At 58.9% G+C, this 23298-nt stretch carries 22 protein-coding genes, 1 tRNA gene and 1 riboswitch; of the genes, 11 read left to right on the top strand and 12 right to left on the bottom strand.

What is annotated here, in order from left to right; genetic code table 11:
• The first annotated feature begins 279 nt into the window (after window positions 1–279).
• Genes BGIM_RS0139105 through BGIM_RS0139095 form a run of 3 tightly spaced genes read left to right on the top strand, consistent with a single transcriptional unit; the run spans window position 280 to window position 2377 of the window.
• A complete protein-coding gene (locus BGIM_RS0139105; RefSeq protein ID WP_020475051.1) occupies window positions 280–687 on the top strand; it encodes a DUF420 domain-containing protein in 408 nt (135 codons plus the stop codon).
• Window positions 688–692: 5 nt separating this feature from the next.
• Window positions 693–1457, top strand: a complete 765-nt coding sequence (scpB, locus tag BGIM_RS0139100) for an SMC-Scp complex subunit ScpB (protein WP_020475050.1) — start codon at window positions 693–695, stop codon at window positions 1455–1457.
• 14 nt (window positions 1458–1471) lie between these two features.
• Window positions 1472–2377 (top strand): nucleotidyltransferase domain-containing protein, encoded by a 906-nt coding sequence (locus BGIM_RS0139095; RefSeq protein ID WP_020475049.1) that lies wholly within the window; start codon window positions 1472–1474, stop codon window positions 2375–2377.
• 123 nt (window positions 2378–2500) lie between these two features.
• On the opposite strand, the gene BGIM_RS0139090 is transcribed toward BGIM_RS0139095, so the two are convergent.
• Window positions 2501–2800 (bottom strand): hypothetical protein, encoded by a 300-nt coding sequence (locus BGIM_RS0139090; RefSeq protein WP_020475048.1) that lies wholly within the window; start codon window positions 2798–2800, stop codon window positions 2501–2503.
• Between the two features lie 251 nt (window positions 2801–3051).
• Here BGIM_RS0139090 and purB point away from each other — a divergent pair, with 251 nt between their 5' ends.
• Both purB and BGIM_RS0139075 read left to right on the top strand, forming a co-directional pair.
• A complete protein-coding gene (gene purB, locus BGIM_RS0139085; RefSeq protein ID WP_020475047.1) occupies window positions 3052–4512 on the top strand; it encodes an adenylosuccinate lyase in 1461 nt (486 codons plus the stop codon).
• A 293-nt stretch (window positions 4513–4805) separates the two neighbouring features.
• Complete coding sequence (locus BGIM_RS0139075; protein ID WP_020475045.1) at window positions 4806–6440, top strand: sensor histidine kinase; 1635 nt, start codon at window positions 4806–4808, stop codon at window positions 6438–6440.
• Between the two features lie 43 nt (window positions 6441–6483).
• Here BGIM_RS0139075 and BGIM_RS0139070 read toward each other — a convergent pair whose 3' ends face one another.
• Window positions 6484–7218: a zinc ribbon domain-containing protein gene (locus BGIM_RS0139070; protein ID WP_157369767.1), complete on the bottom strand. Its 735-nt coding sequence runs from the start codon at window positions 7216–7218 to the stop codon at window positions 6484–6486.
• Between the two features lie 60 nt (window positions 7219–7278).
• Between BGIM_RS0139070 and BGIM_RS0139065 the strand changes: the two genes are divergently transcribed.
• The 5 genes from BGIM_RS0139065 (at window position 7279) to BGIM_RS0139045 (ending at window position 10685) form a co-directional block, all read left to right on the top strand.
• On the top strand, window positions 7279–8070 hold the full coding sequence (locus BGIM_RS0139065) for a polyprenol monophosphomannose synthase (RefSeq protein ID WP_020475044.1): 792 nt from the start codon (window positions 7279–7281) through the stop codon (window positions 8068–8070).
• A 314-nt stretch (window positions 8071–8384) separates the two neighbouring features.
• Entirely contained in the window at window positions 8385–9134 is a 750-nt protein-coding gene (locus BGIM_RS0139060; protein ID WP_020475043.1) for a BON domain-containing protein, read from the top strand.
• Between the two features lie 64 nt (window positions 9135–9198).
• Entirely contained in the window at window positions 9199–9612 is a 414-nt protein-coding gene (locus tag BGIM_RS0139055; RefSeq protein ID WP_020475042.1) for a hypothetical protein, read from the top strand.
• A 116-nt stretch (window positions 9613–9728) separates the two neighbouring features.
• On the top strand, window positions 9729–10151 hold the full coding sequence (locus tag BGIM_RS0139050; protein WP_020475041.1) for a hypothetical protein: 423 nt from the start codon (window positions 9729–9731) through the stop codon (window positions 10149–10151).
• 111 nt (window positions 10152–10262) lie between these two features.
• Complete coding sequence (locus BGIM_RS0139045) at window positions 10263–10685, top strand: hypothetical protein (RefSeq protein ID WP_157369766.1); 423 nt, start codon at window positions 10263–10265, stop codon at window positions 10683–10685.
• Between the two features lie 32 nt (window positions 10686–10717).
• Here the strand turns inward: BGIM_RS0139045 and trpF are convergent, their stop codons facing one another.
• From trpF to BGIM_RS0139030, 3 genes are all read right to left on the bottom strand, one after another.
• On the bottom strand, window positions 10718–11419 hold the full coding sequence (gene trpF / locus BGIM_RS0139040) for a phosphoribosylanthranilate isomerase (protein WP_020475039.1): 702 nt from the start codon (window positions 11417–11419) through the stop codon (window positions 10718–10720).
• Between the two features lie 63 nt (window positions 11420–11482).
• The gene (locus BGIM_RS0139035) at window positions 11483–14950 is read right to left on the bottom strand and encodes a pyruvate carboxylase (protein ID WP_020475038.1); all 3468 of its coding nucleotides are present in this window, start codon (window positions 14948–14950) and stop codon (window positions 11483–11485) included.
• Between the two features lie 155 nt (window positions 14951–15105).
• Window positions 15106–16113 (bottom strand): DUF1573 domain-containing protein, encoded by a 1008-nt coding sequence (locus BGIM_RS0139030; RefSeq protein ID WP_020475037.1) that lies wholly within the window; start codon window positions 16111–16113, stop codon window positions 15106–15108.
• A gap of 384 nt (window positions 16114–16497) precedes the next feature.
• Here BGIM_RS0139030 and BGIM_RS0139025 point away from each other — a divergent pair.
• A tRNA-Ser gene (locus tag BGIM_RS0139025) sits at window positions 16498–16584 on the top strand.
• 139 nt (window positions 16585–16723) lie between these two features.
• Here BGIM_RS0139025 and BGIM_RS0139020 read toward each other — a convergent pair.
• From BGIM_RS0139020 to BGIM_RS0138990, 7 genes are all read right to left on the bottom strand, one after another.
• The gene (locus BGIM_RS0139020; RefSeq protein ID WP_261340000.1) at window positions 16724–17155 is read right to left on the bottom strand and encodes a tyrosine-type recombinase/integrase; all 432 of its coding nucleotides are present in this window, start codon (window positions 17153–17155) and stop codon (window positions 16724–16726) included.
• A gap of 34 nt (window positions 17156–17189) precedes the next feature.
• A complete protein-coding gene (locus BGIM_RS0139015) occupies window positions 17190–17858 on the bottom strand; it encodes a site-specific integrase (RefSeq protein ID WP_020475035.1) in 669 nt (222 codons plus the stop codon).
• Window positions 17859–17868: 10 nt separating this feature from the next.
• Window positions 17869–18111: a MerR family transcriptional regulator gene (locus BGIM_RS0139010; RefSeq protein WP_020475034.1), complete on the bottom strand. Its 243-nt coding sequence runs from the start codon at window positions 18109–18111 to the stop codon at window positions 17869–17871.
• 131 nt (window positions 18112–18242) lie between these two features.
• On the bottom strand, window positions 18243–18473 hold the full coding sequence (locus tag BGIM_RS64015; protein ID WP_029631544.1) for a hypothetical protein: 231 nt from the start codon (window positions 18471–18473) through the stop codon (window positions 18243–18245).
• Window positions 18474–18547: 74 nt separating this feature from the next.
• Window positions 18548–19477, bottom strand: coding sequence for a methylenetetrahydrofolate reductase [NAD(P)H] (gene metF / locus BGIM_RS0139000; protein WP_020475032.1), 930 nt, complete (start codon window positions 19475–19477; stop codon window positions 18548–18550).
• Between the two features lie 45 nt (window positions 19478–19522).
• Entirely contained in the window at window positions 19523–20521 is a 999-nt protein-coding gene (locus tag BGIM_RS0138995; RefSeq protein WP_020475031.1) for a ribonucleotide-diphosphate reductase subunit beta, read from the bottom strand.
• Window positions 20522–20558: 37 nt separating this feature from the next.
• Window positions 20559–22868 (bottom strand): ribonucleoside-diphosphate reductase subunit alpha, encoded by a 2310-nt coding sequence (locus tag BGIM_RS0138990; protein ID WP_020475030.1) that lies wholly within the window; start codon window positions 22866–22868, stop codon window positions 20559–20561.
• 200 nt (window positions 22869–23068) lie between these two features.
• Window positions 23069–23277, bottom strand: a riboswitch (cobalamin riboswitch).
• Window positions 23278–23298: the final 21 nt, after the last annotated feature.

Below are 23298 nucleotides of genomic sequence, written 5' to 3'. Positions count from 1 at the left end.
TCCAGTTTTGGGCCGGAAAATGACCAGTTTTGACCGGTTTTGGGCTGTAAATGGCAAAAAACTGGTCAAAAAGAGGGTTCTGGAAGCCATTTTGAACACCTGTTGGACCGGCTTTTCAGCAAATTTCTCGGTTTGGGACAGGTTGGTGATCTCGCCGTTTGCGCGGTGGTTTCGGGACATCGTCAATTTTTTCAAGTCGCGGATAATTCAATCTCATTCGTGGCCCGGTGGCGTATAAAGCGCATCAGGCCGGTGTTTTCGGCACCCAACGGAGCGGATATGTTCTTCACGCCGGGCTTGGTGATTCTGACCCTGAAAATCCTCGTGGGGACGGTCACGCTGTTGCTGATCGCCGCCGTGATCGCCATCAGTCGGGGGAACCGCAAACTGCACGGCCAGATCAACCGGGTGTTCTTCTGGCTCACCATGCTGACCGTGATTGGCTTTGAAGTGGTGATCCGGCTGGTCAACCCGGAACTCACCGACGGGTTCACGCCGGAAGCCCGTCAGATGCTCCGAATTCACCTATGCTTCTCCATCCCCGCCACGGTATTATTGCCCGCGATGCTTTACACCGGCAGCCGCCATATGAGGCGCATCCATGTGCCGCTGGCCGTGGTCTTCTCCATCTTGTGGGCGGGCACGGCCATCACCGGCATCGGTTTCCTGCCGCACACGTTTGAATAGGAACGATGGCCAACCCGGACGAACCAGAACCGGAATCCATTCCGCTGGCCCAACAATTGGGCGAGAACTTCGCGTCGCTGGTCGGCTCGCAGGAATGGCAACTCGACGGAATGGATGCCTTGGAGGGATTCGTCCCCGAGGCGGAGGTGCCGCTGGCGGAGGCCGTCGATGTTCCGGCCGTGATTCCGCTGGCCGAGGCGGTCGAGGAACCTCCCCCGCCGCTGGCGGAAGCCGTGACGGAATCGACGGTTCCCCCGTCTCCCCTGCAAATCATCGAAGCCCTGTTGTTCGTCGGCGGTTTGCCGTTGAAGCCCGAACACGTTTCGGAAGTGATTCGCGGCCTCCCGGCCGACGACGTGGCTGAATACGTTGATGTTCTCAACCGCGTGTACAAGACCCAGAACCGGCCCTATCACATCGTCCGCAGACCAACCGGGTTTGTGATGCAACTCCGGCCCAAATACGCCGGGTTGCATGAGAAGATGTTCGGCGGCCCGCGCGAGGCAAGACTGAACCAACCGGCCCTTGATGTCCTCTCTTTGGTCGCCTACCGCCAGCCGATCGGCAAGTCCGAACTCGACACCATTCGCGGCCAGGATTCCGCCGGGGTGGTCCGGCAACTGGTTCGCCTCGGCTTGGTGGCCGTCGCGGAACGAGCCACCGGCGAGCGGGAAACCCTTTATGGCACCACCGAACGCTTCTTGGAAATCTTCAAGCTGAAAAGTTTGGAGGATCTCCCGGTGGTTGGCGAGGCGAAGAAAGTCATTTGAGCGGGGACACACTCATGGGCAGCGTCATTCAACGACTCGCGGAAAAGCAGATCGCGAAGCCGCCGAAGTTTCTCCCGAAGAACGTGCATTACGAAACCTTGATGGGTTCGGTCGCCTATGGGGTCTCCACGGACACCAGCGACATGGATGTGTACGGCTTCTGCATCCCGCCCAAGGAAGAAGTGTTTCCCCACCTGCGGGGCGAGATCACCGGGTTCGGCACTCAGAAAGAACGTTTCACGCAATATCAGGAACATCATCTGAAGGATGCGGACGCCCTGGCCGGGCACGGGCGGGAAGTGGACGTGACGATTTACAACATCGTCGATTATTTCCAGTTGGTGATGAAGAACAACCCGAACATGGTGGACAGTCTCTTCACGCCGGAAACATGCGTGCTGCACATCACCCGCGTCGGCACAATGGTGCGCGAGGCCCGAAGGATGTTTCTGCACAAAGGTTGCTGGCACACCTTCAAAGGGTATGCGTATGCCCAAATGCACAAGATGAGCACGAAGGAACCGGTCGGCAAACGCCGGGAAACCGTGGCCAAATACGGCTATGATGTGAAATTCGCCTATCACACGGTGCGGTTGCTGAACGAGGCCGAAATGATCCTCGCCGAGGGGGATCTCGATTTGCAACGCAACCGGGAACAGTTGAAGTCGATTCGCCGGGGGGAATGGACCGAAGCCCAGATTCGGGACTATTTCGCCAAAAAGGAGGGAGAGCTAGAAACGCTGTATTTGAACAGCGGCCTCCCCGTCGCCCCGGACGAATCGAAGATCAAGACACTACTGCTCTCCTGTCTCGAGGAGCATTACGGCAACCTGGAGAAGTGCGTCGTCAACCCGGAACGGGCCGCCGTCGCCCTGCGCGAAGTGGCCGCCGTACTGGAGAAGTACAACGACCTGCTGTGACCCCTGCGTGACCCGGATGGCGATCCGGGTCGGTTCCGCAGAGGGATCACAAGCGACTCGCGCTGAGAACGTTTCCACCTGATTCATCTGACATTTCCTTCCTTGGAATGTCATCTGTTCCGATTAGAACTGGTCGAGCCAGAAGTGGCTGCCGCGATAATACTTTTGCGGCATCCACAGCATGTAGTGCCAGTTCGGTTCCTTGAACGGCGGGTAGGCCATGTAAGCCGGCGGGCGTTGGTACGGGGCGCCGTTCGGCTCCGGCCATTGCGGGCTGTTTTGCGGCCAGTAATTGTGGGGGAAATACACGTAAGGGTAGTAATACCCTTGCGGCAACGGCGGATCCTTGGCCTCGGCCTTGTCGCCTCCCGCGAGGAACATGCCGGCCAGCAAGGCCGCGCCAACCATCCAGCGACGCATCATCCGAGATCCTCCCATTGTTCGCGTCCCCGGCCGATCCTCGACCGGGAGAATTCGATAGTCCTCGTATCGAACAATCACGCCGGGTCGGATGCGTCCTTCAGGCCGGTTCGGGGTCAAAAATCTACAATGTCCAACGTGTTGTGTCGTCCCTGACGGGCTTGGCCGACGCAAGACTTCCCCGGTGATTCCCTGAGAAATCTCGAAAATCCGGGCGATTTTTCCTCAAGTTTTTGGAAGGTTGTTCGCGTTCCATGTCGGATTCCAACCTCGTTTACGACAATCCGCTGATCGGCCGGTACTGCTCCCGCGAGATGGCCGAACGTTTCGGCCCGCAACGAAAGTTCGGCACCTGGCGCCGGCTCTGGCTGCATCTGGCCGAGGCCCAAAGCGAACTTGGGTTGCTCTCCGACGACGGCCAATCTCCCCGCATCCGGCCGGAACAACTGGCCGAACTCCGGCTGCACCTTGACGACATCGACTTCAAACGGGCCAACCAATACGAACACCGCTTGCGACACGACGTGATGGCCCATGTTCACACCCTCGGTGATGCGGCCCCCGACGTGCGGGGCATCATCCACCTCGGGGCGACTTCCTGTTATGTGACCGACAACACCGACCTGATCCTGATGCGGGAAGGCTTGGACGACCTTTGCGGCAAACTTGCCAGCGTGATTGACGCCCTCGGCAAGTTCTCGCACACATGGCGGGCCGAGCCGACGCTTGGCTACACGCACTTCCAACCGGCCCAACTCACGACCGTCGGCAAGCGGGCCTGTTTGTGGAACTACGATTTCGTGATGGATCTTCAGGAACTGGAATCCCGCCGGGACGGGATGAAATTCCGCGGCACCAAGGGCACCACCGGCACGCAAGCTAGTTTCCTCGCCCTCTATCGCGGGGATCACGCCAAAGTCCGGGCGCAAGATTTGTTGGTTGCCAAGAAAGCTGGTTTCAGTGAGGTGTATGCGGTCACCGGGCAAACTTATTCCCGCAAGGTGGACAGCTTTGTGCTGGATGCCCTCGCCGGGTTGGGCCAAAGCCTGCACAAGTGGGGAACCGATCTTCGCCTGCTCGCCCACAAGCAAGAAATTGACGAACCCTTCGAGAAGGATCAAATCGGCTCCTCCGCAATGGCCTACAAGCGAAACCCGATGCGGGCCGAGCGGTTGTGCAGTCTTTCCCGTTTCCTCATGAACCTCTCGCACATGGCCGCCGACACGGTGGCGACTCAATGGTTCGAGCGCACGCTGGACGACAGCGCCGGCCGGCGTTTGTACATCCCGCAAGCGTTCCTTGCCGCCGATGCCTGCCTCCGAATCGCCCTGAACTTGGCCAACGGCCTCGTGGTGAATCGGGAAGTGATCGCCAAGAATGCGAATGATTATTTGCCGTACATGGCGACCGAAAACCTGATGATGTCCGCCGTCGCCGCCGGGGCCGACCGGCAGGATGTTCACGAAGTCGTGCGGACGCACAGCCATGCCGTCACCGCCGGGATCAAGGCCGGAACCACCACCAGCCGGGAACTCATCACCCGGTTGCAGAAGGATGCCGCGTTCAAGAATTTGAACTTTGCCGACGAACTCGACCCGACCAAGTACATCGGCCGTTCACCGGAACAAACCGACGAGTTCATTGCGGAAGAAGTGAAGCCCGTGCGGGAACGGTATGCTTCCCGATTGGGACAACAGGGCGAGGTCAATGTTTGATGCGGGCCTTGGAAGAGAAGATTAACCACAAAGGCGCAAAGATCACACAAAGTTTCACAAAGAGAACAAAACGAGGAAAGAAAAGAGAAAATAATCAAGAAAACGAAGTTCGATTGAGGCCAATCGATGATCTTCTGCGGAACTTTGTGGTTAATCTTCTCTTTCTCAATTCTCTTTTTTCTTCTTTGCTTCCTGGTCTTCTTTTTTGATGTGTTGCTTCTCTGTGAAACTTTGTGTGATCTTCGTGCCTTTGTGGTTAGTCTTCGTTCTTCATTATTGAAGGATCAACAAGCATGTCTTACCGGGCGTTCAAACGGTTGCTTGGCGAGACGGATCTGGAGCGAAAATGCCGGTTCCTGCTGGGGGCGGGCATTTTGCTGCTCATGACCCTGAGCTTCTGGGCCTACGCCCGGCAGACCGAGGGGCTGGCCTACGACCAGATGATTACCTCCGGCCGGTTGCTGGTGCCGCCAATTTTGGCCCGCGAACATTTGTCCGCCGAGAGTCGCGAGGCCGTGGATAGTTTCCAGCGGCAATCCGAGGAAACCTGGCCGGATGCCCTGAGCGAGTACAAGTACAAAATCCTCAAACCCAACGCAAAGCTGGCGGAACACAAACCCGAGGGGGATGAGGTCTCCGTCGTCAGCCGGCTGGCGGCCAACCCGGAACTCTCAGAAGAAAGCGTCAACCAGTCTCCGCAGGGAGTCTTTCATTATTACGGGGTGATCCGAGCTTCCGAAAAATGCGTCGGCTGTCACAATCGCAATCCCATCACATCGGCCCGAGGAGCGCCGATCAAGGATGGCGAGATGATGGCTGTCGTGAAGGTCACGCTCTCCACGCGAGCCATCGAAACCGGCATGCACATCAACCGGGCGTTGTTGCTCTCCTTCGCCCTGATGACCTCCCTGCTCATCATGACCGGGAGTTACCTCATCATCCGGTATGTCGTGGTCAAGCCGGTGAAGCACCTGAAGGCCGTCAGCGATGCGATCGTGGGGGGACAGCTCAACGTGCGGTCCGAGATTCACACAGGGGACGAATTCGAGGATCTCAGCGAGGCATTCAACCGGATGGTCCGCCATTTGATGGAGCTTCGGGAGGAACAACAAAAGCTCAATCACAGCCTGCAACACACGAACGATGAACTGGCGAGAGCGAATTACTTCCTCTTCGAGTCCAACAAAACCAAGGGGGATTTTCTCTCCACCGTCAGCCATGAGCTTCGCACCCCGTTGCACGGGATCATTGGCTTTAGCGACGTGCTGCTTTCCACCGGCAGCACCCTCAGCGAAAAACAGGCTCGTTGGGTGGTGAACATCAAAACGAGCGGCCAACAATTGCTAACGCTCATCAACGACATCCTTGATCTGGCAAAAATCGAAGCCGGAAAGATGGATGTGCGGCCGGATGAATTCTCCGTGCCGGAGTTCTGCGATTCGATGTTGCCGGGTTTCCGCATCCCCGCCGAGAAGAAGTCCATCGACCTGCGATTTCACTACGAACCGGGTTTGAAATTTATCCGGCAGGACGCGGGCAAGGTCCGGCAGATTCTCACCAACTTGCTTTCAAACGCCATCAAATTCACCCCGGAAAATGGCCGTGTTTCGTTGCGGGTGACGACAGACATTGACTTGGTGATCTTCACCGTCGCCGACACCGGCGTCGGCATCTCTCTGGAGGAACAGGAAAAAATCTTCGAGAAGTTCCGGCAAGTGGGGGACGACACCCTGACCCGCGAACACGAGGGAACGGGTTTGGGCCTGTCTATCGTGCGGGAGTTGTGCGTCCTGTTGGGAGGAGAGATCTCCCTGAAGAGCGAACCGGGTCGCGGCAGCACCTTCACGGTGCGACTGCCAAAAATGCTGGCAAAAGTCTTGAAACGGGTCGGCGATCAGGGATCACGGGCGGGAGAAGCGGTTGCGTAGGGTGGTCACCCGGTGACCACCCTGTCTTGTCATCCGGAATGTCTCACTCATCATCCTTTTCAATCGACTTCTCCGGCGGGCGATTGTTCACCACCAATCGCTTGTAGGCAATTCTCCCGAGAAAGAAGCAGCACACGATCACGAAGACGGTCATCATCGTCTTGAAGAAGCCGGGATTCAGCCCGGCCGACCATGAGCCGTCCGATTCCTGGAGAGTTTCCTTGATCCAGCCTTCGACCTTCGAGCAGAAAATCAAATCCCAAGTAATCAGGCCCAGCATGACGATGACGCAAATAATGCCGGGCAGCAGCCAGACGAACACATCCATGAACGTGTGGCCGTGAACCTTCTGGACATCCGGCCGGGACCGGGTGCGGGTGTTGTAGCCGCAGTTCATGCAGATGATGGCCGTCGCCGAAGACATTTCCTTGGCACAGAACGGACAGCGAGGCAGATCGCTTTCCTCGGCGATCAGGCCGTAATTCTTCGGGCCGTCGTCGTCATCATCGTAAGGCTTTTTCGGGGCATCCGGTTTCGGCTCCTCCTTGGGAGGAGCCTCCTTTTTGGCTTCCTTCGACGGCACCGGCGGGGGAGGGGGCGGCCCCTTCGACTTGGGCTTTTCGGGGGCGGCATTCTTCAACGGCGGGGGGCCGGCCGGGGCTTTCACCAGGAACACATGCTCGCATCCTTTGCAGCGAATCTTCTTTCCAACCAATTCATCGGTGGCCCGCACCTGTTTCTCGCACTCCGGACACGCTATCACAAATGTCGTCGCCATGTTGGTTGTACCTTTGCCACGGACCCCTTGGGGTTAAGCATAGGGCCGGAGTCCCCCTTGATGCAAGCTGGATTGCCCGCAAGAGTTCTGATCTCGATGGCCACCTATAACGAGGCTGGCAATGTCCGCGAGTTGATCGCCCGGATTCACGAACAGGTTCCATACGCCGACATTTTGGTGGTGGACGACAACTCGCCCGACGGGACTGGCAAGATCGTGGACGAATTGAGCGAGGCCGACCCGCGAGTCCGCTGCCTGCACCGCTCCGGGAAGCTCGGCCTCGGCACGGCCATCATCGTCGCCATGAAACAGGCCATCGCCCAAAATTACGACATGATGGTGAACATCGACGCCGATTTCAGCCATCCACCCCGCTACTTGCCCGCGATGCTGGAAGGGATGAGCCGCAAGGACATTATGATCGGCTCGCGATATATCCGCGGCGGCGGCTCCGAAAACTGGCCGTTGTCCCGTCAGTGCATGAGCCTCGGGGTGAACTTGCTAGTGCGAAGCCTGTTCCGCCTTGGCATCCGTGACGCCAGCGGCGGATATCGCTGTTACCGGGTGAGCAAACTGCGCCGGGTGAATTTCGCCCGAATGATCTCCAGCGGCTACTCTTTCCAGCAAGAAATGCTGTACCGCTGCAAGCTGGCCGGGGCCACCATCGGCGAAACGCCGATTCTCTTTGAAAACCGCAAGCACGGCACTTCAAAAGTGAACGTCGGGGAATCCGTGCGTTCGCTCTCGACGATCGTTTATCTCGGCATCCGGGCCATGCTCGGCATCGAGCGAAAAATTGCCCGCCGCGACCAGGCGGCGCTGGCGGCGTCTGACTGCAAGGGAAAAGGCTGACCGCAAAGACTCAAAGTCACGCATAGCCTCGCAAAGAAGACGGGTGACGAAGTTCGCCGACATCCTTAATTCCGGGGCTTTGTGGTCAGTCCATTCCGATTTCTCATTTGTCCGCATAATCCGCACAATCCAACCCTTTTCGCCGACCGGGCCATCCCGAAGATTCATCACTCCTTCGCCGACTTACGCCATGTTTTGTAAGTCTTTCACGCTCTGGCCGTCATCCCGGCGGAACATGACCCACAATTCCAACAGGTGCGAAACTCAGCATAATCCACGCGGGCCGCACCATTGATCGGGGAGGAATCATCACCATGTGTCGCACCATCTCCGTGTTCATGCTCGGCCTGTTTGGGATCTCGGGAACGATCTCGGCCGCCGAACGCCCCAAAGACACCAGCCTTTCCCGCGCGGCCTACACCGCTTTGCAGGCCGACGAAGAACTGGCCGACCTCAATCTCGGCGTGCGTGTCGAACAAGGGGGAGTGGCCGTCATTTGGGGGCCGGTTCCCAGCAAACAACTCATGATGAAGGCCGAGAAGGCCATTGAGGGCATTCGCGGTGTCACCGCCATTGTGAACCAATGCGAGCTGACCTCGCCGACGGATACTTTTGTGAAGGAAGTCGAGGCCGCCCTGAAGGGCAAACCCGCCGAACCGGAGAGGCCGTCTGCTCCGGTGGTGTTGGCCCCGCCGCCGTCTCCCATGTCGGTTCCGGAGATGTCTGCCCCGCCGCCGGTGGCAGCGCCGGATCGTCAAACCGTCTCGGTGATGAAGCCCAAAGCAGACTTCATCACCACCGGAAACAGTCCGGCCCCGGCCGAACCCGTCGCCCGGTTGTTGGAGCCGGAAGCCCTGCCGTCCACGGATGCGGATCATCGGGCGATTGAGCGGCTTCGCACATCCGACCGACGATATGCCGATTTGCGGATGGAACTGCGGGATGGCCGGATCGTCATCACCGGGCAGGCCGCCGACCCGGCAACGGCTTGGGAACTCGCCCGCCGAATCGCCCCGTTTGCCGGTTCTCGGGATATTGTCGTGGGACGGGTCACGCGACGGTGACATCAACCGGCCGCCCGTCTACAAATCTTTCGTCAGGTCATGCCCCAACCACGGAGATATCCCCATGAGTCGGTTACTTTTTCCCATCGCGGCCATTGTCGTCCAAGCGGTCCTTGCCTTCCCGGCGTTGGCCGAGGACAAAAAATTTGTCAAGCCGGTCAATCAATGGGCCGGAGAGATTGAAGATGTCGCCCCCACCATCGGCGAAACCCGAATCTTCACGGATTCCGCATCCCTCGCCAAATGGTGGAAGGATTCCACGGCTCCGGGTAAAGTGCCCGAGGCCAATTTCGCCCAAAACTTTGTCGTGATCGTGTTCAACAGGGGAAGTTCGCTGGACATCAAGGCCACGATGGAAGGAAGCACGATGTCCGTGTTTGGATACGGCACCCGAGATAATCCCCCCGGCATCCGGTTTGTGGTCGGCGAGTTTTCCCGCGAAGGGGTCAAGAAGGTCAACGACAAGGTGTTGAAATGAGTCAGGCGAACTAACCCTGCTGCCGAAGACTCGAATGAAGACGCTTGCTTAAGATCGTCAAAAAAGCCACGTACACTATCTCCGTTGGTTTCAACCTCGCACAACGGAGATGTTTCATGATTCGTCTCTTCTGTTGCATCATGGCCATTGCCATCGCCCAAATGTTCCTTTCCTCTGTGTCGTTCGCCGTGGAAAAGAATCCCGTAAAAATCATCAGGCAATGGAGCGGCCTCACGAATGCCAGCTATCCCGTGCTGGGGGACTATCGACTCGTCACGGATGCGAAACAACTCGAAAAAGCGTGGAAAGACTTGGAAGTCATGGAAGAAGTTCCCAAAGTGGACTTCGCAAATGAATTCGTAGTTGTGGTGACTAGTCGGGGCGACAGACTTCATCTCCTCGCCAAGCCCGACGAAGAGCAGGGATGGGTCATCATTCGGGGCATGGCCACCGCCGAACATTATCCCGACACATACCACGTGATCGGCACGTTTTCCCGCGAGGGAATCAAGAGAGTCAATGGCAAAGAATTGAAGTAATCGAAGCGAAACGCCATATCGACGGCACGGTTCATGCATTTCATCCGGGGCGTTGGGTGACGGCGTACAATTCCTCCGTGCGATCCAACCATTCTCAATGGAGATGTTCCCGTGATGCGCGTCTTCTGTTCGGCCGCGACGGTTGCCGTCGCCCAAGTAATCCTGTGTTCCCCGGCGTTTGCCGATGAGAAAAAGCCTGTGAAAGCAATCAAGGAGTGGGCCGGTAGCGTGGCTGATGACAATGCCGGGGCAGGCGGCCCAAAGATTATCACCGAAGCGAAAGAACTCGAAAAACTTTGGACAGATTGGAAATTAGAGGGAAAGCCGCCGGAAGTGGATTTCACAAAAGAGTTCATCGCCGTGGTAACCAGCCGGGGAAGCAAAATCTCCCACTTTGTCAAAGCAGACGAGAAGACAGGTTCGCTGACAATCAACGGGTTGGGAACCCGCGATCTTCGCCCCGGCACCCGTTATGTGATCGGCTCGTATTCACGAGAAGGAATCAAGATGGTCAACGGCAAAGAACTGAAGTAAACGGCTGACAACCGGGCGAATTCAGAACACATTCAGCCTTTGAACGCTCGCACTGTTTCAATCAGCGACCGGACCTTTGCCGGGTCCAGTTCGGTAAAGGTCTTGCTGATCCCCGTCGCCACCAAAAAACAATCGGCGAACTGGAGAAACTCCGAAACATTCTCCGGGGTGATGCCACTGGCAATTGCCAGCGGCGTGTCCCCCATCGCCAGTTTCATTCGACGGATTTTTTCAGTGTCGGCCGCGTGTCCGGTGCCCGGACCGCTGGTGGTGACCACATCCATATGCCGCGAGGCGATCTTGCTTGCCGACTCCAGATCCTCGACATGTCGTTGGTATTTGAATGCCACGCCTCCGAAGTATAGACACTCCGGAACACAGGATTGCCGGACGGCCAGAACCTTGTCGGCGTAAGGCTGATTCTCTTGCCCCTCTTCGATCCCGGCGTTATCAACCCACAGCCCCTTCACCTTTGTCGAAAGCAATTTGAAGGCTCCCTCGGGCGACGATCCCAGACAATTGACACCGACCCACCAATCCGGGTGATCGTCCGCGACAATCTCATGGATGGCCAGCAATGTCTCATCCGTCATGGAGTGATTGATGAGAAACACGCCGTCCGCACCGGCGTCGCGAGCCACACGGGCGTTTTGGACAGCCTGCGACGCTGTTTCCACATGAATGACTGGAAGCACCGTGTGAACTCGGGTGAACACCGTCCGAAACCGGGACATGGGGCCTCCGCTTGCGTCATGAGTTATCTCGGGCCGTTTGGCTGACACCATCCGGCAAAATCATCACTTTTCGTAACGAATCAACAGATCCCCGGCCTGTACTTGTGTCAGCGGCAGGACGCCCACTTCGGCAATTTTTCCGGCCCGCTCGGCGTACAGGGTGGTCTCCATTTTCATCGCCTCCAGCGTCAGCAGTTTTTGGCCCGCCGCCACTTCCTCGCCGACTCCGACGGCAATCGTGACCACCGACCCGGGCATCGGGGCGGCCACATGTAACGGGTTCCCCGGTTCGGCCTTGGCCCGTTTGAACCCGGCGACTGCCCCGGCTTTTTTGTCCACCACGGTGACCTCGCGGGGCTGGCCGTTGAGTTCAAAGAACACTTGCCGGGTGCCGTCCGCGTGAACGTCGCCGATGGTTTGGAACTTCACGATCAGCGTCTTGCCCGGCTCGATTTCGACGCTCATTTCCTCGCCGGGTTCCATCCCGTAGAAGAAGGCGGACGTCGGCAGGATCGACGTGTCCGAGTACAGTTGTTGATGTTGGATGAAGTCCGCGAACACCTTCGGGTACATCAGGTGCGAATTGACATCCAATTCGGTGGGTTTGCGGCCGAGTTTCTTTTCCAGTTCAGCCCGCACCGCATCCAGATCCGTCGGCGGCAGCAATTCCCCCGGCCGAACGGTGATTGCCGGACGCCCCCGCAGAATCTTCTTGGACAACGCCGGAGGAAACCCGCCCGGCGGTTGGCCAAGTCGGCCCTCAAAGAACTCCACGACCGATTCCGGGAAGGCAATGTCCCGTTTCGGGTCCAACACCTGCTCGGGGGTCAGATTGTTGGCCATCATAAACAGCGTCATGTCCCCCACGACCTTCGAGGAAGGCGTGACCTTCACGATGTCCCCGAACATCTGGTTGACGGCCGCGTACATCTTGCCGACTTCGCTCCAGCGCGCCCCCACGCCGAGCGATTGGGCTTGCTGGTACAGGTTCGCGTACTGGCCCCCCGGCATTTCGTGGAGATAGACTTCGGAGGAGGCGTATTTCTGCGTCGTCTCGAACGGCTCGTAAAACTTCCGCACGCCGTCCCAATAATTGGCGGTCGCCTGCAATTCATCAAAGTCGAATTCCGGCGATCGATCCGTGAATCGCAATGCTTCCATCACGGCGTTCACGCTTGGCTGGCTGGTCAACCCGGCCATCGACGCGAACGCGCAATCAACAATGTCCACGCCTTCCTCAGCCGCCATCAGATAGGAGGCGATTTGCCCCCCGGCCGTGTCGTGTGTGTGGAAGTGAATGGGCACATTGATCTCGGCCCGCAATGCCTTCACCAGCTTCTTCGCCGCGAAGGGCTTCAGCAATCCGGCCATGTCCTTGATGGCCAGAATGTGCGTTCCCGCCTTCACCAGTTCCTTGGCCAGATTCACGTAATAGGTCAGCGAATATTTGTCCCGTTTCGGGTCGAGAATGTCCCCGGTGTAACAAATGGCCGCCTCGGCAATGCCCGGCGTTTTGCGAACCGCCTCGATCACCGGCCGAATGTTCGGCAGCCAGTTCAACGAGTCAAAAATGCGGAAGACATCCACACCCGCTTGCGACGACTCCTTGACAAACGCCTCCACGACGTTGTCCGGGTAGTTGGTGTATCCGACGGCGTTGGCGGCCCGCAGCAGCATTTGGAACAGCACGTTCGGCACGGCCTGGCGAAGCTGATGCAACCGATCCCACGGCGACTCCTTGAGGAACCGCATCGAGGTGTCGAACGTCGCCCCACCCCACATTTCCAGCGAGAAGAAGCCAGAATGCAAATGGGCATATCGCTTGGCGACCTTCAGCATGTCGAACGTTCGCATCCGCGTGGCAAACAGGGATTGGTGGGCGTCCCGCATCGTCGTGTCGGTGATGAACAACGGCTTTTGCTGACGAACCCACTTCGCAAACCCCTCGGCCCCGAGTTCCGTGAGTTTGGTTTTCGTCCCGGCCGGGATCGGCGACAAAATCTTCGTCTCCCCCGGCACGGCGACGGGGCCGCGGAAGGCCGGCGGCTTGGCCTTCACTTCCGGGTGACCATTGACAATGATCTCCGCAATGTAACCAAGCAGCTTGCTGGCCCGGTCCCGCCGGGACGAGAAGCGGAACAACTCCGGCGTCTCGTCGATGAATTTGGTCGTCGTCTCGTTGGCCAGGAACGAGGGATGGGTGATTAGGTTCAGCAAGAAGGGGATATTTGTCTTCACCCCCCGGATGCGGAATTCCTGGAGAGCCCGCTCCATCCGCCGGGCGGCATCCTTGAAGCGGATGCCGCTGGTGGTGACCTTCACCAGCATCGAGTCATAGAAGGGCGTGATGATCGCACCGGGGAAGGCCGTCCCCGCGTCGAGCCGGACGCCGGTGCCGCCCGAAGAACGATACGCCGTCAACCGGCCATAATCCGGCACGAACCCGTTCGCCGGGTCTTCGGTGGTCACCCGGCACTGGATCGCGTAGCCCTGCGTGGTGATCTTCGATTGGTCGCCGAGACTGATTTCTTCGGAAGAAAGCGGCTGCCCTTGGGCGATGAGGATCTGAGTCCGCACGATGTCGTAGCCGGTCACCACTTCCGTGACGGTATGTTCGACCTGAATCCGCGGATTCACTTCGATGAAGAAAAACTCGCCCGATTCGGCATCGACGAGAAACTCCACCGTGCCCGCGTTGTTGAGCTTCACCGCCCGGCCGACAGCCAGCGCGGCTTCCAAGATCTTGTTGCGCGTGCTTTCCTTGAGTTCGGGAGCCGGGGCCAGTTCGACGACCTTCTGATGCCGTCGTTGGATGCTGCAATCACGTTCGTAAAGGTGAACCAGATTCCCGTGGTTGTCCCCGATGAGTTGCACTTCAATATGCTTCGCGCGCCGGACCAATTTCTCCAGAAACACATCCGATACGCCAAACGCCGAACCGGCCTCCCGCCGGGCCTGATCCAACGCCGGTTCGAGTTGATCGGCCGAGTACACCGGCCGCATCCCCCGGCCGCCGCCCCCCATCGCCGCCTTCACCATCACCGGGTAGCCGAGCTTTTCGGCAATTTGCTTCGCCACCGCGTTGTCGTTGATCGGATCATCGCTGCCGGACAGGATCGGCACCTTCGCCAGCTTCGCAATCCGGCGGGCCGCGACTTTGTCGCCAAGCTCATCCAAGATATCCGGCCGGGGACCGACAAACGTGATGCCTGCCTCGGCACACGCCCGCGCGAACGCGGCGTTTTCCGAGAGGAACCCGTAACCGGGATGGATGGCGTCCACACCGATTTCCTTGGCCAGAGCGACAATCCCGGCAATGTCCAGGTAAGCCTTGATCGGCTCTCCCTGTCGGCCGACCAGATAGGCCTCGTCGGCCTTGAAGCGATGCAGGGCAAAGCGGTCTTCGTGGGAAAAAATCGCCACGGTCCGAATGCCCAACTCATGAGCCGAGCGGAAAACCCGTGTGGCGATTTCGCTTCGGTTGGCGACCAATAACTTTTGGAACTGTCGTGGAGAGACCGGCTCCGGCATCGTCTTCACTCCCGCTGGCGGTGGATGCGAATTGTGGAGCTATCTTACTTGATCGCCGGGACTTCGGCGCATGGCGGAAGGGGGAATCCGGGGCATGAAAAAACCCGCCCCGGTTCGGCGGGACGGGTTGAAGTGAAATAACCGGCCCGGTGGGGTCAGTCCATCTTGGCGGTCGTGCGAACCGGGATGGTCACTTTCCCTTCGGTGCCGTTGTCCGTGACCACGACGATGTTCTTGAGCGTTTCCCCAGCCGCGCTCGGTTGGAACACCAATCGCACCACATGGGCCTGCTTGCTTTGGTTGCCGTCGGCCACCGCTTTGATCAGGCCGTCGCCCCCCTGTACTTCAACGATCTTGAAGGGCTTGTCGCCCTTCACCACGACGATGAGCTCTTTGCTGTCCCCCACCTTGACGGCCGGGAACTGGACTTGGGCCGGCGTCGCCGTGATCGGGGCGACAATCTCCACCATCACGGGAATGCGGACAGTGGAAAGCGACGGGCTGGTGGTCGTAAACACCATGTCGGTGGTCCACACGCCCACATCCAAGCCGGGTTTCATGGTGGCGGTCAATTCATACACCACCTCAAAACGGTCTCGCTTCAATTCTTTGGGGGCGACCGTCACGTAATCCGTGTTGGTCGTGGCTCCGGTGATGGTGAAATTCGGGTCGTTCCGCATGGTCACTTGAACGGAACCGACGGCCTCGCCTCCCTTGCGGGCTTGTCCCATCGAGACTACTTCGGCGCTCTTGGAAAAGCTGTCGTTGCGGTTCGCCTTGACGGACAACGTCACTTCTTCGGCCGGATTGGAGAACGTCACATAAATGATGACTTCCTTTTGGCCGATGAATCGTTTGGTGTCCATCGAGGCAGTGAGAAATGTTGATTCACCGGGCTTGAGCGTGTTGACCGGAATGGTGGCCGTCGTGCATCCGCAGGACACACGAGCGCTGGCGATTCTCGCCACTTGGTTGCTGGTGTTGGTGATCTTGAAGTGATGAACCTGGGCCGGACCGAACGGGACGGTCCCGAAGTCTCTGGCCCGCTCGGAAAAGAACTTTTCGGCTTCCCCTGCGGACAACGGTGCGACAACCGCCAGTCCGATCATCAATGGCAGACAATTCTTGAGCATGGAAATCCCCTCTCCCTTGGGCAACGTCATCCGATGACCCCCACATCATCGGACACGCAGCGGCTTCCCACTATCACTCTACGCGCTTCCCGCACGCATCTTCCAACCGGCCCCCCGGAGAACTCGCATGATTCATCGAACCCGTCCCCAATCCCCGGAAGGACTGTCAGTCCCCATACTAGCCGCAAAACCGGCAAGATTGGAGAAAAAAGCAAAACCATTCAGAGCGAACCCCTCCATCAAGTTCACCGCTTTCCCGGTGACAGTCACAATCCACTGGCGAGAAATCAAATAAAACACCGTTCAAACAAATGACCGGAGCAACCGCATGTCGGCCAGCCTCTTTGACCCTTGATGAAACAAGTTTTTTGATCGGATTGTCGGTGCCTGGGAGGGATACTAGAATCACCCCACGGAGAGGTGGCAGAGCGGTTGATTGCGTTAGTCTCGAAAACTAATTTATCCGAAAGGATAACGGGGGTTCGAATCCCCCCCTCTCCGTATCCCCTTTCGGGGCCTCCAAAAACCTCGGATTTTTCCGGGGTTTTTGCATTTCAGTCACGTTTGAGACATGGTTTGTCCCGGTTCAAATCCGGGAACCAACCGGCAATAACACGAACATCAACACGCTTTTCATTCGTCAATCCTTTTGAATAATGTCCTGCGTTTCAGTCCCGTCGGCAAACGGAAGCTTTCGCATGAACTCCTGGGAATCCACATCGGTCAGGCGGTAATACACCGCCCCCATGGACCGGTCCGAGTGGTGGCCGAGCCAGTGGTCAATCACGCGCTGCGGGACGTGGGAGTTCACCGTGTGCGTCTCGAAAAAATGACGCAGCGAATGCAGGGTGAACCCGTGCTCCCGCCCGACGGGCAGGCCGGCCCTGGCGACGGCCGCCTGAAAGTCCTCGTTGAGCTTCTTGATGTTGGTCCGGTGATCCCCGTCGGGATATTGGTCACTGGGCAGCATGGTGAACAGCCAAGGCTTGCGGCTTTCCGGCAGCGTCTTCAACATGGCCCTCAGCCGGGTATGAATTGGAACATTCCGTGAGTTCCGCGTCTTGGTTTCCAGCCCCTTCGGGAGACCACCCGGAGCCAGTTGTCCCTCAAGTCCAGGTCGGCGGGGTCAGCCGCTGCAACTCCCCCGCCCGCATGCCCGTGAACGCCAGGACCGCCACCATCGTCTTCTTGAGTCCGGACAGTTCCGCGAGGATTCGGTTGACCTCCCCCGGCGACGGCCCCGCCTTGGGAACGAACGGCGGCTTTTTAAGCCGGACTTCGGCGAGCGGGTTCTCGGCGATGAGGCGCCGGGAGCGGCACCTTGAGAAGAACTGCAAGATGATCACCCCCTTGGCGTAGACGGTTTTGGGGGGTCGCTCGGCCGAGCGTTCCTCGCGATAAGCGTCAACGTGGCGGATCGTGAACTGGTCGAGCCGGCTCACGTTTTTGCCCCGAAGATGCCCGAGCAACAGGTCGTAGACTCCCCGGCACTTCACCAGGGTGCGACGGGCTTTTTCCTCGGTCCGCAACTGGGCCAGATAATTCGCCATGGCCCGGTCGAAGTGCGCTCGCTCGGGTGCGCCTTGGTGTCTGCCCACCGCCAGGTCGGCGGCCAGGGTGACCGCCCGTTGCAGGGCGGTCTTCTTGTTGGTCGTCTTCAGCGACTCGAGGCAATGTTTGCCGTCCCGCCAGAAGTCGGCCACATAAATCTTTTTCTTGCCGCGGGGGTAGATCGTCGCGCGATCCCCCACCGGGGTTCGTTCGGGCTCTTCCATGGATATTTCCTCACCAAGGGTTGTTGAACAGGGAGATCAGCGCCCGGTCCCGCCAGAACCGGAGGTGTTTGCCCGCGCGGAACTTGGCCGAGTCCAGCCGCCCTGCCGAACTCCAGCCGTAAATGGTTTTCTTCGAGACCCGGCACGGCATCGCGAGTTGGCCGGGAGTGAGAACGGGCGAAGAGTCAGCCCAATGTTCGCAGAAGGCCGCCTGGATTTCATCAGGAGTCAGCGGATTGGTCCGGCGGGCCATGTGCGATCCTCGCAAGATTTCGACGACACCGTGAACCTATGCGGGGAGTCAAAACGAATCGGGGTTGCGATTTGGGAAAATCGCAACCCCGGAAAAGAACAACGGGAGATGGAGGCAACGCAAACGGGGCGTCAGGTTTTGACCCGGAGCGACCTGATCGCCTCGTGTTTCCCCCGGCGGCAGAGCGAAATGTCTTTCCGAACACTTGTCACTCGGTCGGCGCTCAACTCCAAGGCGAGAGTGATGGCTTCGACCATGACCATCATCAGGCCGGCCTTCTCCGGGAAAACGGCTGACTTGGGGCCGGTCTCCGAACAGGCCGACAGACTGCAGCGGGGGCAAATGATGACTGGCCAGATCATAAAACTCATCCGACATGTGCGCGCTGGCCATGACAGCATCTCCTTGTTGGGGCATCTGTCAAAAAGCGCAAATCTCATGCCGAAACAAGGGGTTTCGTCAGGGCCTCTAAACATGTGGAATCGACGACCCCGAGAGCTTTGTAAATCTGAAGCGTCGTTTCGCTCCGGTTGAGTGTGTAAAAATGAATTCCCCGCACTTGGTTGTCGAGGAGATCGCGGCACTGCTCGGTGGCCCAGTGTTTTCCGACCATTTCGATGGCGTGATCGTCTTTGCAACGGCCGAGGGATCGCAGCAAGGATGCCGGCGTCCTCGCCCCCAAAGCCAGTTCGCTCATTCGCGCCAGGTTGGCACGTGACGTGACCGGCATGATTCCCGCGATGATGGGCACCTTGATTCCCGCGAGTTCACACCGCTCGCGAAAGTCGTAGAAGTCACGGTTGTCGAGAAACGTTTGGGTGCAGACGTACTCGGCTCCGGCATCCGCCTTTTTTTTGAGGAAGTCCATTTCCTTCAGACGGTTCTTGGTCGCGGGATGCCCCTCGGGGAAGCCTGCGACGCCAACCCCAAAACCCCTGAATTCGGGCGGACCGCCAAACGATTTGATAAAGCGAACCAACTCCTCCGCGTAGCGAAAAGCATCTTTTGACCGGTCATATCCGGAATTGTTTGCTGGCGGATCGCCGCTCAATGCCAGTATGTTTTCCACGCCAGATGCGGCGTAACGATCCAAGATTGAATGAAGTTCCTCCCGCGTGTGACACACGCAGGTGAGGTGCGAGATGGCGGTGATTTGAAGTTCCCGGTAAATGCGAACGACCAAATCGTGCGTCCGTCGGTGCGTCGAGCCCCCGGCGCCATACGTGACGGACACGAACGACGGCTTGAGCGCCTGCAACCGTTGGATCGTGAGAAACAGTTCGTTGGTGCCCTCGTCTGTTTTTGGGGGAAAGAACTCGAAACTGAAAGTGGTCCTGTTCCGCTCGAAAATATCTCGAATGTGCATGGAAATCCTCTCCGGTGGATTGATGATCCGTCATAGATGATCGGGTCAAAACTCTTCGCCAAACGCAACCGACCCGGTGACGCCAAGCTGGTACGCAGAAACCCGGCGTTCAAAAAAGTTGGTCAACTCCTGGACATCCTGCAACTCCATAAAGTCGAACGGATTTCGGGAACCGTAGACAGGGGCGATGCCGAGAGTCTCCAGCCGCCGGTCGGCGACGTATTCCAAATATTTCCGCAAGTCCACGAGCGACATCCCGGCGACGCCTTTCCCAAGCACGTCGCGGGCGAACGTCGTTTCCACCTCGACCGCCTCCCGAAGCATGGCCACGATTTGAGACTCTAAATTCTTGTCGAACAATTCAGGTTCCTCCCGCCGCACGGTGTCGATCACCCGGAAGGCGAAGGCCATGTGCGCGCTCTCGTCGCGGAATACCCAGTTGGTACCGGTCGCCAGCCCGTGCAGCAGACCCTTCGACCGCAGGAAGTACACGTAGGCAAACGCGGCGAAGAAGAACAAGCCCTCGATGCAAGCGGCGAAGCAGATCAAATTGAGCAAAAATGCCCGCCGATGAGCGGGGGTTTCCAATCGATCCAGCCCCTCAATGGAGTCGATCCACTTGAAACAGAAATCGGCCTTGAGCTTGATAGACGGGATGTTGTCGACGGCGGCGAAAGCCGCTTCCCGCTCGGCCATGTCCGGGAGGTAATTGTCGAGGAGCGTCAGGTAGAACTGGACGTGCAGAGCCTCCTCGTACAACTGCCGGGACAGATACATCCTCGCCTCGGGGGCGTTGATGTGCTGGTACAGGTTGAGCACAAGGTTGTTGCCGACGATCGAATCCCCGGTGGCGAAGAACGCCACCAATCGGTGGATTAAATGCCGCTCAGCCGGCGTGACCCGCGACCTCAGGTCCGCGAGGTCGGTCGAGAAGTCAACCTCCTCCACGGTCCAAGTGTTCTTGATCGCATCCTTGTACATCTCGAAGAAGTCTGGATAGCGCATAGGCCGCAGCGTCAGACTCATTCCGGGTTCGAGCAGCATCGACAGCTTCCTTGGGTTTCACGAACGACAATTTCATTCACTGACAGGACTCGCACGCGCCGGGGTTTTCGAGCGAGCAGGCCACCCCCTCGGCCGGCGTCACCGGGCGGGTCACGGTGGTCTTGGCGATAGCGGTCGCGGGACGGGAGCGCAGGTAGTAGGTTGTCTTCAGCCCCTTCTTCCATGCGTGCATATACATGGACGACATCTTGCCGATGGTCGGGCTTTCAAGAAACAGATTGAGCGACTGGCTCTGGTCGATGTATGGCCCCCGGTCGGCGGCCATGTCGATGAGCGAACGCATCGGAACCTCCCACGCGGTCCTGTAAACAGCCCGCAGGTCGGCGGGAATCTCTCCGATCCCCTGCACCGATCCGTCGGCCAGTTTGATCTGGGCGCGGATGGCATCCGTCCAGAGGCCAAGCGACTTCAGGTCTTCGACCAGAGAACGGTTGATTTGCAGGAACTCGCCGGACAAAGTCTCGCGTTTGAAGAGGTTCGACACCTGCGGTTCGACGCACTCGCACGCCCCCACGATGGAGGCGATGGTGGCGGTCGGGGCGATGGCGATCAACAGGGAGTTTCGCAATCCCACGCGGCGAACCCGGTCTCGGAGAGCGTCCCAGCGGTCTTGGTCGGCCGGGGAAATGCCCCAGGCGTCGAACTGAAGCATCCCGTTGGCGGCGCGGGTTTCCTGATGGTTCGGATGAGGGCCGTGCCGGTCGGCGAGGTCGCAGGAGGTCGCCAGGGCGTGGTAGTAGATTTCTTCCTGGATGCGGCGGGACAGTTCCCGGGCGGCCGGGGCGTCGAACGGCAGTCGGAGCCGGAAAAACACGTCTTGCAGGCCCATCACGCCCAACCCGACCGGCCGCCAGCGTTTGTTGGAAGCCGCCGCCGCCGTGGTGGGATAGAAGTTGATGTCGATGACCCGGTCGAGGAACCGAACCGCCGTCCGCACCGTCGCGGCCAGGGCGTCGAAGTCGAATCCTCCGGCCTCGACATGCCGGGCAAGATTCACCGAACCGAGGTTGCAAACCGCCGTTTCCCCGGAGGATGACACCTCGACGATTTCCGTGCAAAGATTGGAACAGTGGACGACCGCCCCCGGCGCGCTGGTCTGGTTGCACGCGCGGTTACAGGCGTCCTTGAATGTCATCCAACCGTTGCCCGTCTCGGCTAGTGTCTTCATCATTTGGGCATAAAGATCCCGTGCCGACAGTTTTTTGACGGCCAGCCCGCGTTGCTCGGCGTCCTCATAAGCGATGTCGAACGCGGCCCCGAACAAGTCCGTCAAATGTGGGACGTTCTTGGGGTCGAACAGCGACCAGTCCTGTCCCGTTTCGACTCGCCGCATGAACAGGTCGGGAACCCAGTTGGCGAGATTCAGATTGTAGGCCCGCCGAGAAGCGTCTCCGGTGTTGTCACGCAGTTCCAGAAACTCCTCGATGTCCGCGTGCCACGTCTCCAGGTACACGCAGCAGGCCCCCTTGCGTTTGCCGCCCTGGTTGACGGCGGCGACCGAGGAATCAAGAGTCTTCAGCCACGGAACAATTCCGTTGCTGTGCCCGTTCGTGCCACGGATCAGCGAGCCTCGGGAACGGATACGGTGATACGCCAGGCCGATTCCGCCCGCAAACTTGGAGAGCTTGGCCACGTCCGCGTAGCGGTCATAAATGGATTCCAAGTCGTCAGATGGGGAGTCGAGCAAATAACAGGATGACATCTGCGGACGCAGAGTACCGGAGTTGAACAGTGTCGGTGTGCTGGGCATGTAGCGGTGCGCGGACATCAGCCGGAAAAAGTCGATGGCGTCGGCGGCAGATTCCGCAAGGCCGCAGGCCACACGGAGGAAGAACCCGGACGGCGTCTCGATGACGTGGCGAGTTTCGGGATGACGGAGCAGGTAACGGTCGTATACGGTCCGCAGTCCGAAATACTCGAACAGATCGGCGGGCGGCTCGGCGGCGGCGGCGTTCAATTTGCGGGCGTTCGCGGCGACAAAGGCGAACGTCTCATCGGAAACCAGCCCGTGCCGGCGTCCGGCGGCGACCGACTGCGAAAACGAATGGATGTCCTGGTTGGCGACTTCCTTCTCGATGTACGTGGCCAGTAGCCGGGCCGCGAGGCGGGAGTATTCCGGCTCCTCGGCGATCAACCCGGCGGCCGTTTGGATGGAAAGCCGGTCGAGTTCGGCGGTCGTGGCGCCGTCGTACAGCCCGCCGATGGTCTTGACGGCCACCCGCATGGGATCGACGTGATTCAGACCACCGGCGCAGCGGAGCACGGCGCGTACGATTTTGTTTACTTCGACGGCCTCAAGCGAGCCATTGCGTTTGCGAACCTGCATGACGCCAGACTGGTTGGGGGTATGTGAGCGGCGATCCGGGGGGATGGCGTTCGAGGTTGAATCGGCGAGGAGAACGGCGTCCAATGAAAACTCCCTGCGGCGAATGGCAGGGAAGGCACGGCAGCGCGAACCAGACGCGCCGAAGCGCGACACGCAAGCACTCCGCCGCCTTCCCCACGAAGGTTTTGGTCTGTCTCGCGCTGGCGCGCGGGTCGTCGGCAGGTCTTCGGACTCGTGGGCTGGCGGGGCAAACCTCGCGCCTACTGGCCGTCGCTTCCCGGCCCGGAGAGGACCAGTGCGTGTGACGGCGTTCGTTCCCACATACCGCTACGGGGGCAGTCCCGGATTCGCACCGGGTTCCCTTTTCATCGGCCCGTGAACGGGCCGAACCGACAACAACAAGGATTGTTGACGCGCCGTGCCCCTCGGA

The sequence above is a fragment of the Zavarzinella formosa DSM 19928 genome, from assembly GCF_000255705.1.
In the GTDB taxonomy this organism is placed as follows: domain Bacteria; phylum Planctomycetota; class Planctomycetia; order Gemmatales; family Gemmataceae; genus Zavarzinella; species Zavarzinella formosa.
The sequence above is the reverse complement of the archived record's forward strand: the minus strand, read 5'-3'. Positions and strand labels throughout refer to the sequence as shown.

Coding starts and splice junctions, on each gene's coding strand:
- scpB (WP_020475050.1), top strand. CDS start 693: ATGGCCAACCCGGACGAACCAGAACCGGAATCCATTCCGCTGGCCCAA.
- BGIM_RS0139075 (WP_020475045.1), top strand. CDS start 4,806: ATGTCTTACCGGGCGTTCAAACGGTTGCTTGGCGAGACGGATCTGGAG.
- BGIM_RS0139070 (WP_157369767.1), bottom strand. CDS start 7,218: ATGGCGACGACATTTGTGATAGCGTGTCCGGAGTGCGAGAAACAGGTG.
- BGIM_RS64015 (WP_029631544.1), bottom strand. CDS start 18,473: ATGATCTGGCCAGTCATCATTTGCCCCCGCTGCAGTCTGTCGGCCTGT.
- BGIM_RS0139015 (WP_020475035.1), bottom strand. CDS start 17,858: ATGGAAGAGCCCGAACGAACCCCGGTGGGGGATCGCGCGACGATCTAC.
- BGIM_RS0139090 (WP_020475048.1), bottom strand. CDS start 2,800: ATGATGCGTCGCTGGATGGTTGGCGCGGCCTTGCTGGCCGGCATGTTC.
- BGIM_RS0139095 (WP_020475049.1), top strand. CDS start 1,472: ATGGGCAGCGTCATTCAACGACTCGCGGAAAAGCAGATCGCGAAGCCG.
- BGIM_RS0139035 (WP_020475038.1), bottom strand. CDS start 14,950: ATGCCGGAGCCGGTCTCTCCACGACAGTTCCAAAAGTTATTGGTCGCC.
- BGIM_RS0138995 (WP_020475031.1), bottom strand. CDS start 20,521: ATGCTGCTCGAACCCGGAATGAGTCTGACGCTGCGGCCTATGCGCTAT.
- trpF (WP_020475039.1), bottom strand. CDS start 11,419: ATGTCCCGGTTTCGGACGGTGTTCACCCGAGTTCACACGGTGCTTCCA.
- purB (WP_020475047.1), top strand. CDS start 3,052: ATGTCGGATTCCAACCTCGTTTACGACAATCCGCTGATCGGCCGGTAC.
- BGIM_RS0139010 (WP_020475034.1), bottom strand. CDS start 18,111: ATGGCCCGCCGGACCAATCCGCTGACTCCTGATGAAATCCAGGCGGCC.
- metF (WP_020475032.1), bottom strand. CDS start 19,477: ATGCACATTCGAGATATTTTCGAGCGGAACAGGACCACTTTCAGTTTC.
- BGIM_RS0139030 (WP_020475037.1), bottom strand. CDS start 16,113: ATGACGTTGCCCAAGGGAGAGGGGATTTCCATGCTCAAGAATTGTCTG.
- BGIM_RS0139105 (WP_020475051.1), top strand. CDS start 280: ATGTTCTTCACGCCGGGCTTGGTGATTCTGACCCTGAAAATCCTCGTG.
- BGIM_RS0138990 (WP_020475030.1), bottom strand. CDS start 22,868: ATGCAGGTTCGCAAACGCAATGGCTCGCTTGAGGCCGTCGAAGTAAAC.
- BGIM_RS0139060 (WP_020475043.1), top strand. CDS start 8,385: ATGTGTCGCACCATCTCCGTGTTCATGCTCGGCCTGTTTGGGATCTCG.
- BGIM_RS0139065 (WP_020475044.1), top strand. CDS start 7,279: ATGCAAGCTGGATTGCCCGCAAGAGTTCTGATCTCGATGGCCACCTAT.
- BGIM_RS0139050 (WP_020475041.1), top strand. CDS start 9,729: ATGATTCGTCTCTTCTGTTGCATCATGGCCATTGCCATCGCCCAAATG.
- BGIM_RS0139055 (WP_020475042.1), top strand. CDS start 9,199: ATGAGTCGGTTACTTTTTCCCATCGCGGCCATTGTCGTCCAAGCGGTC.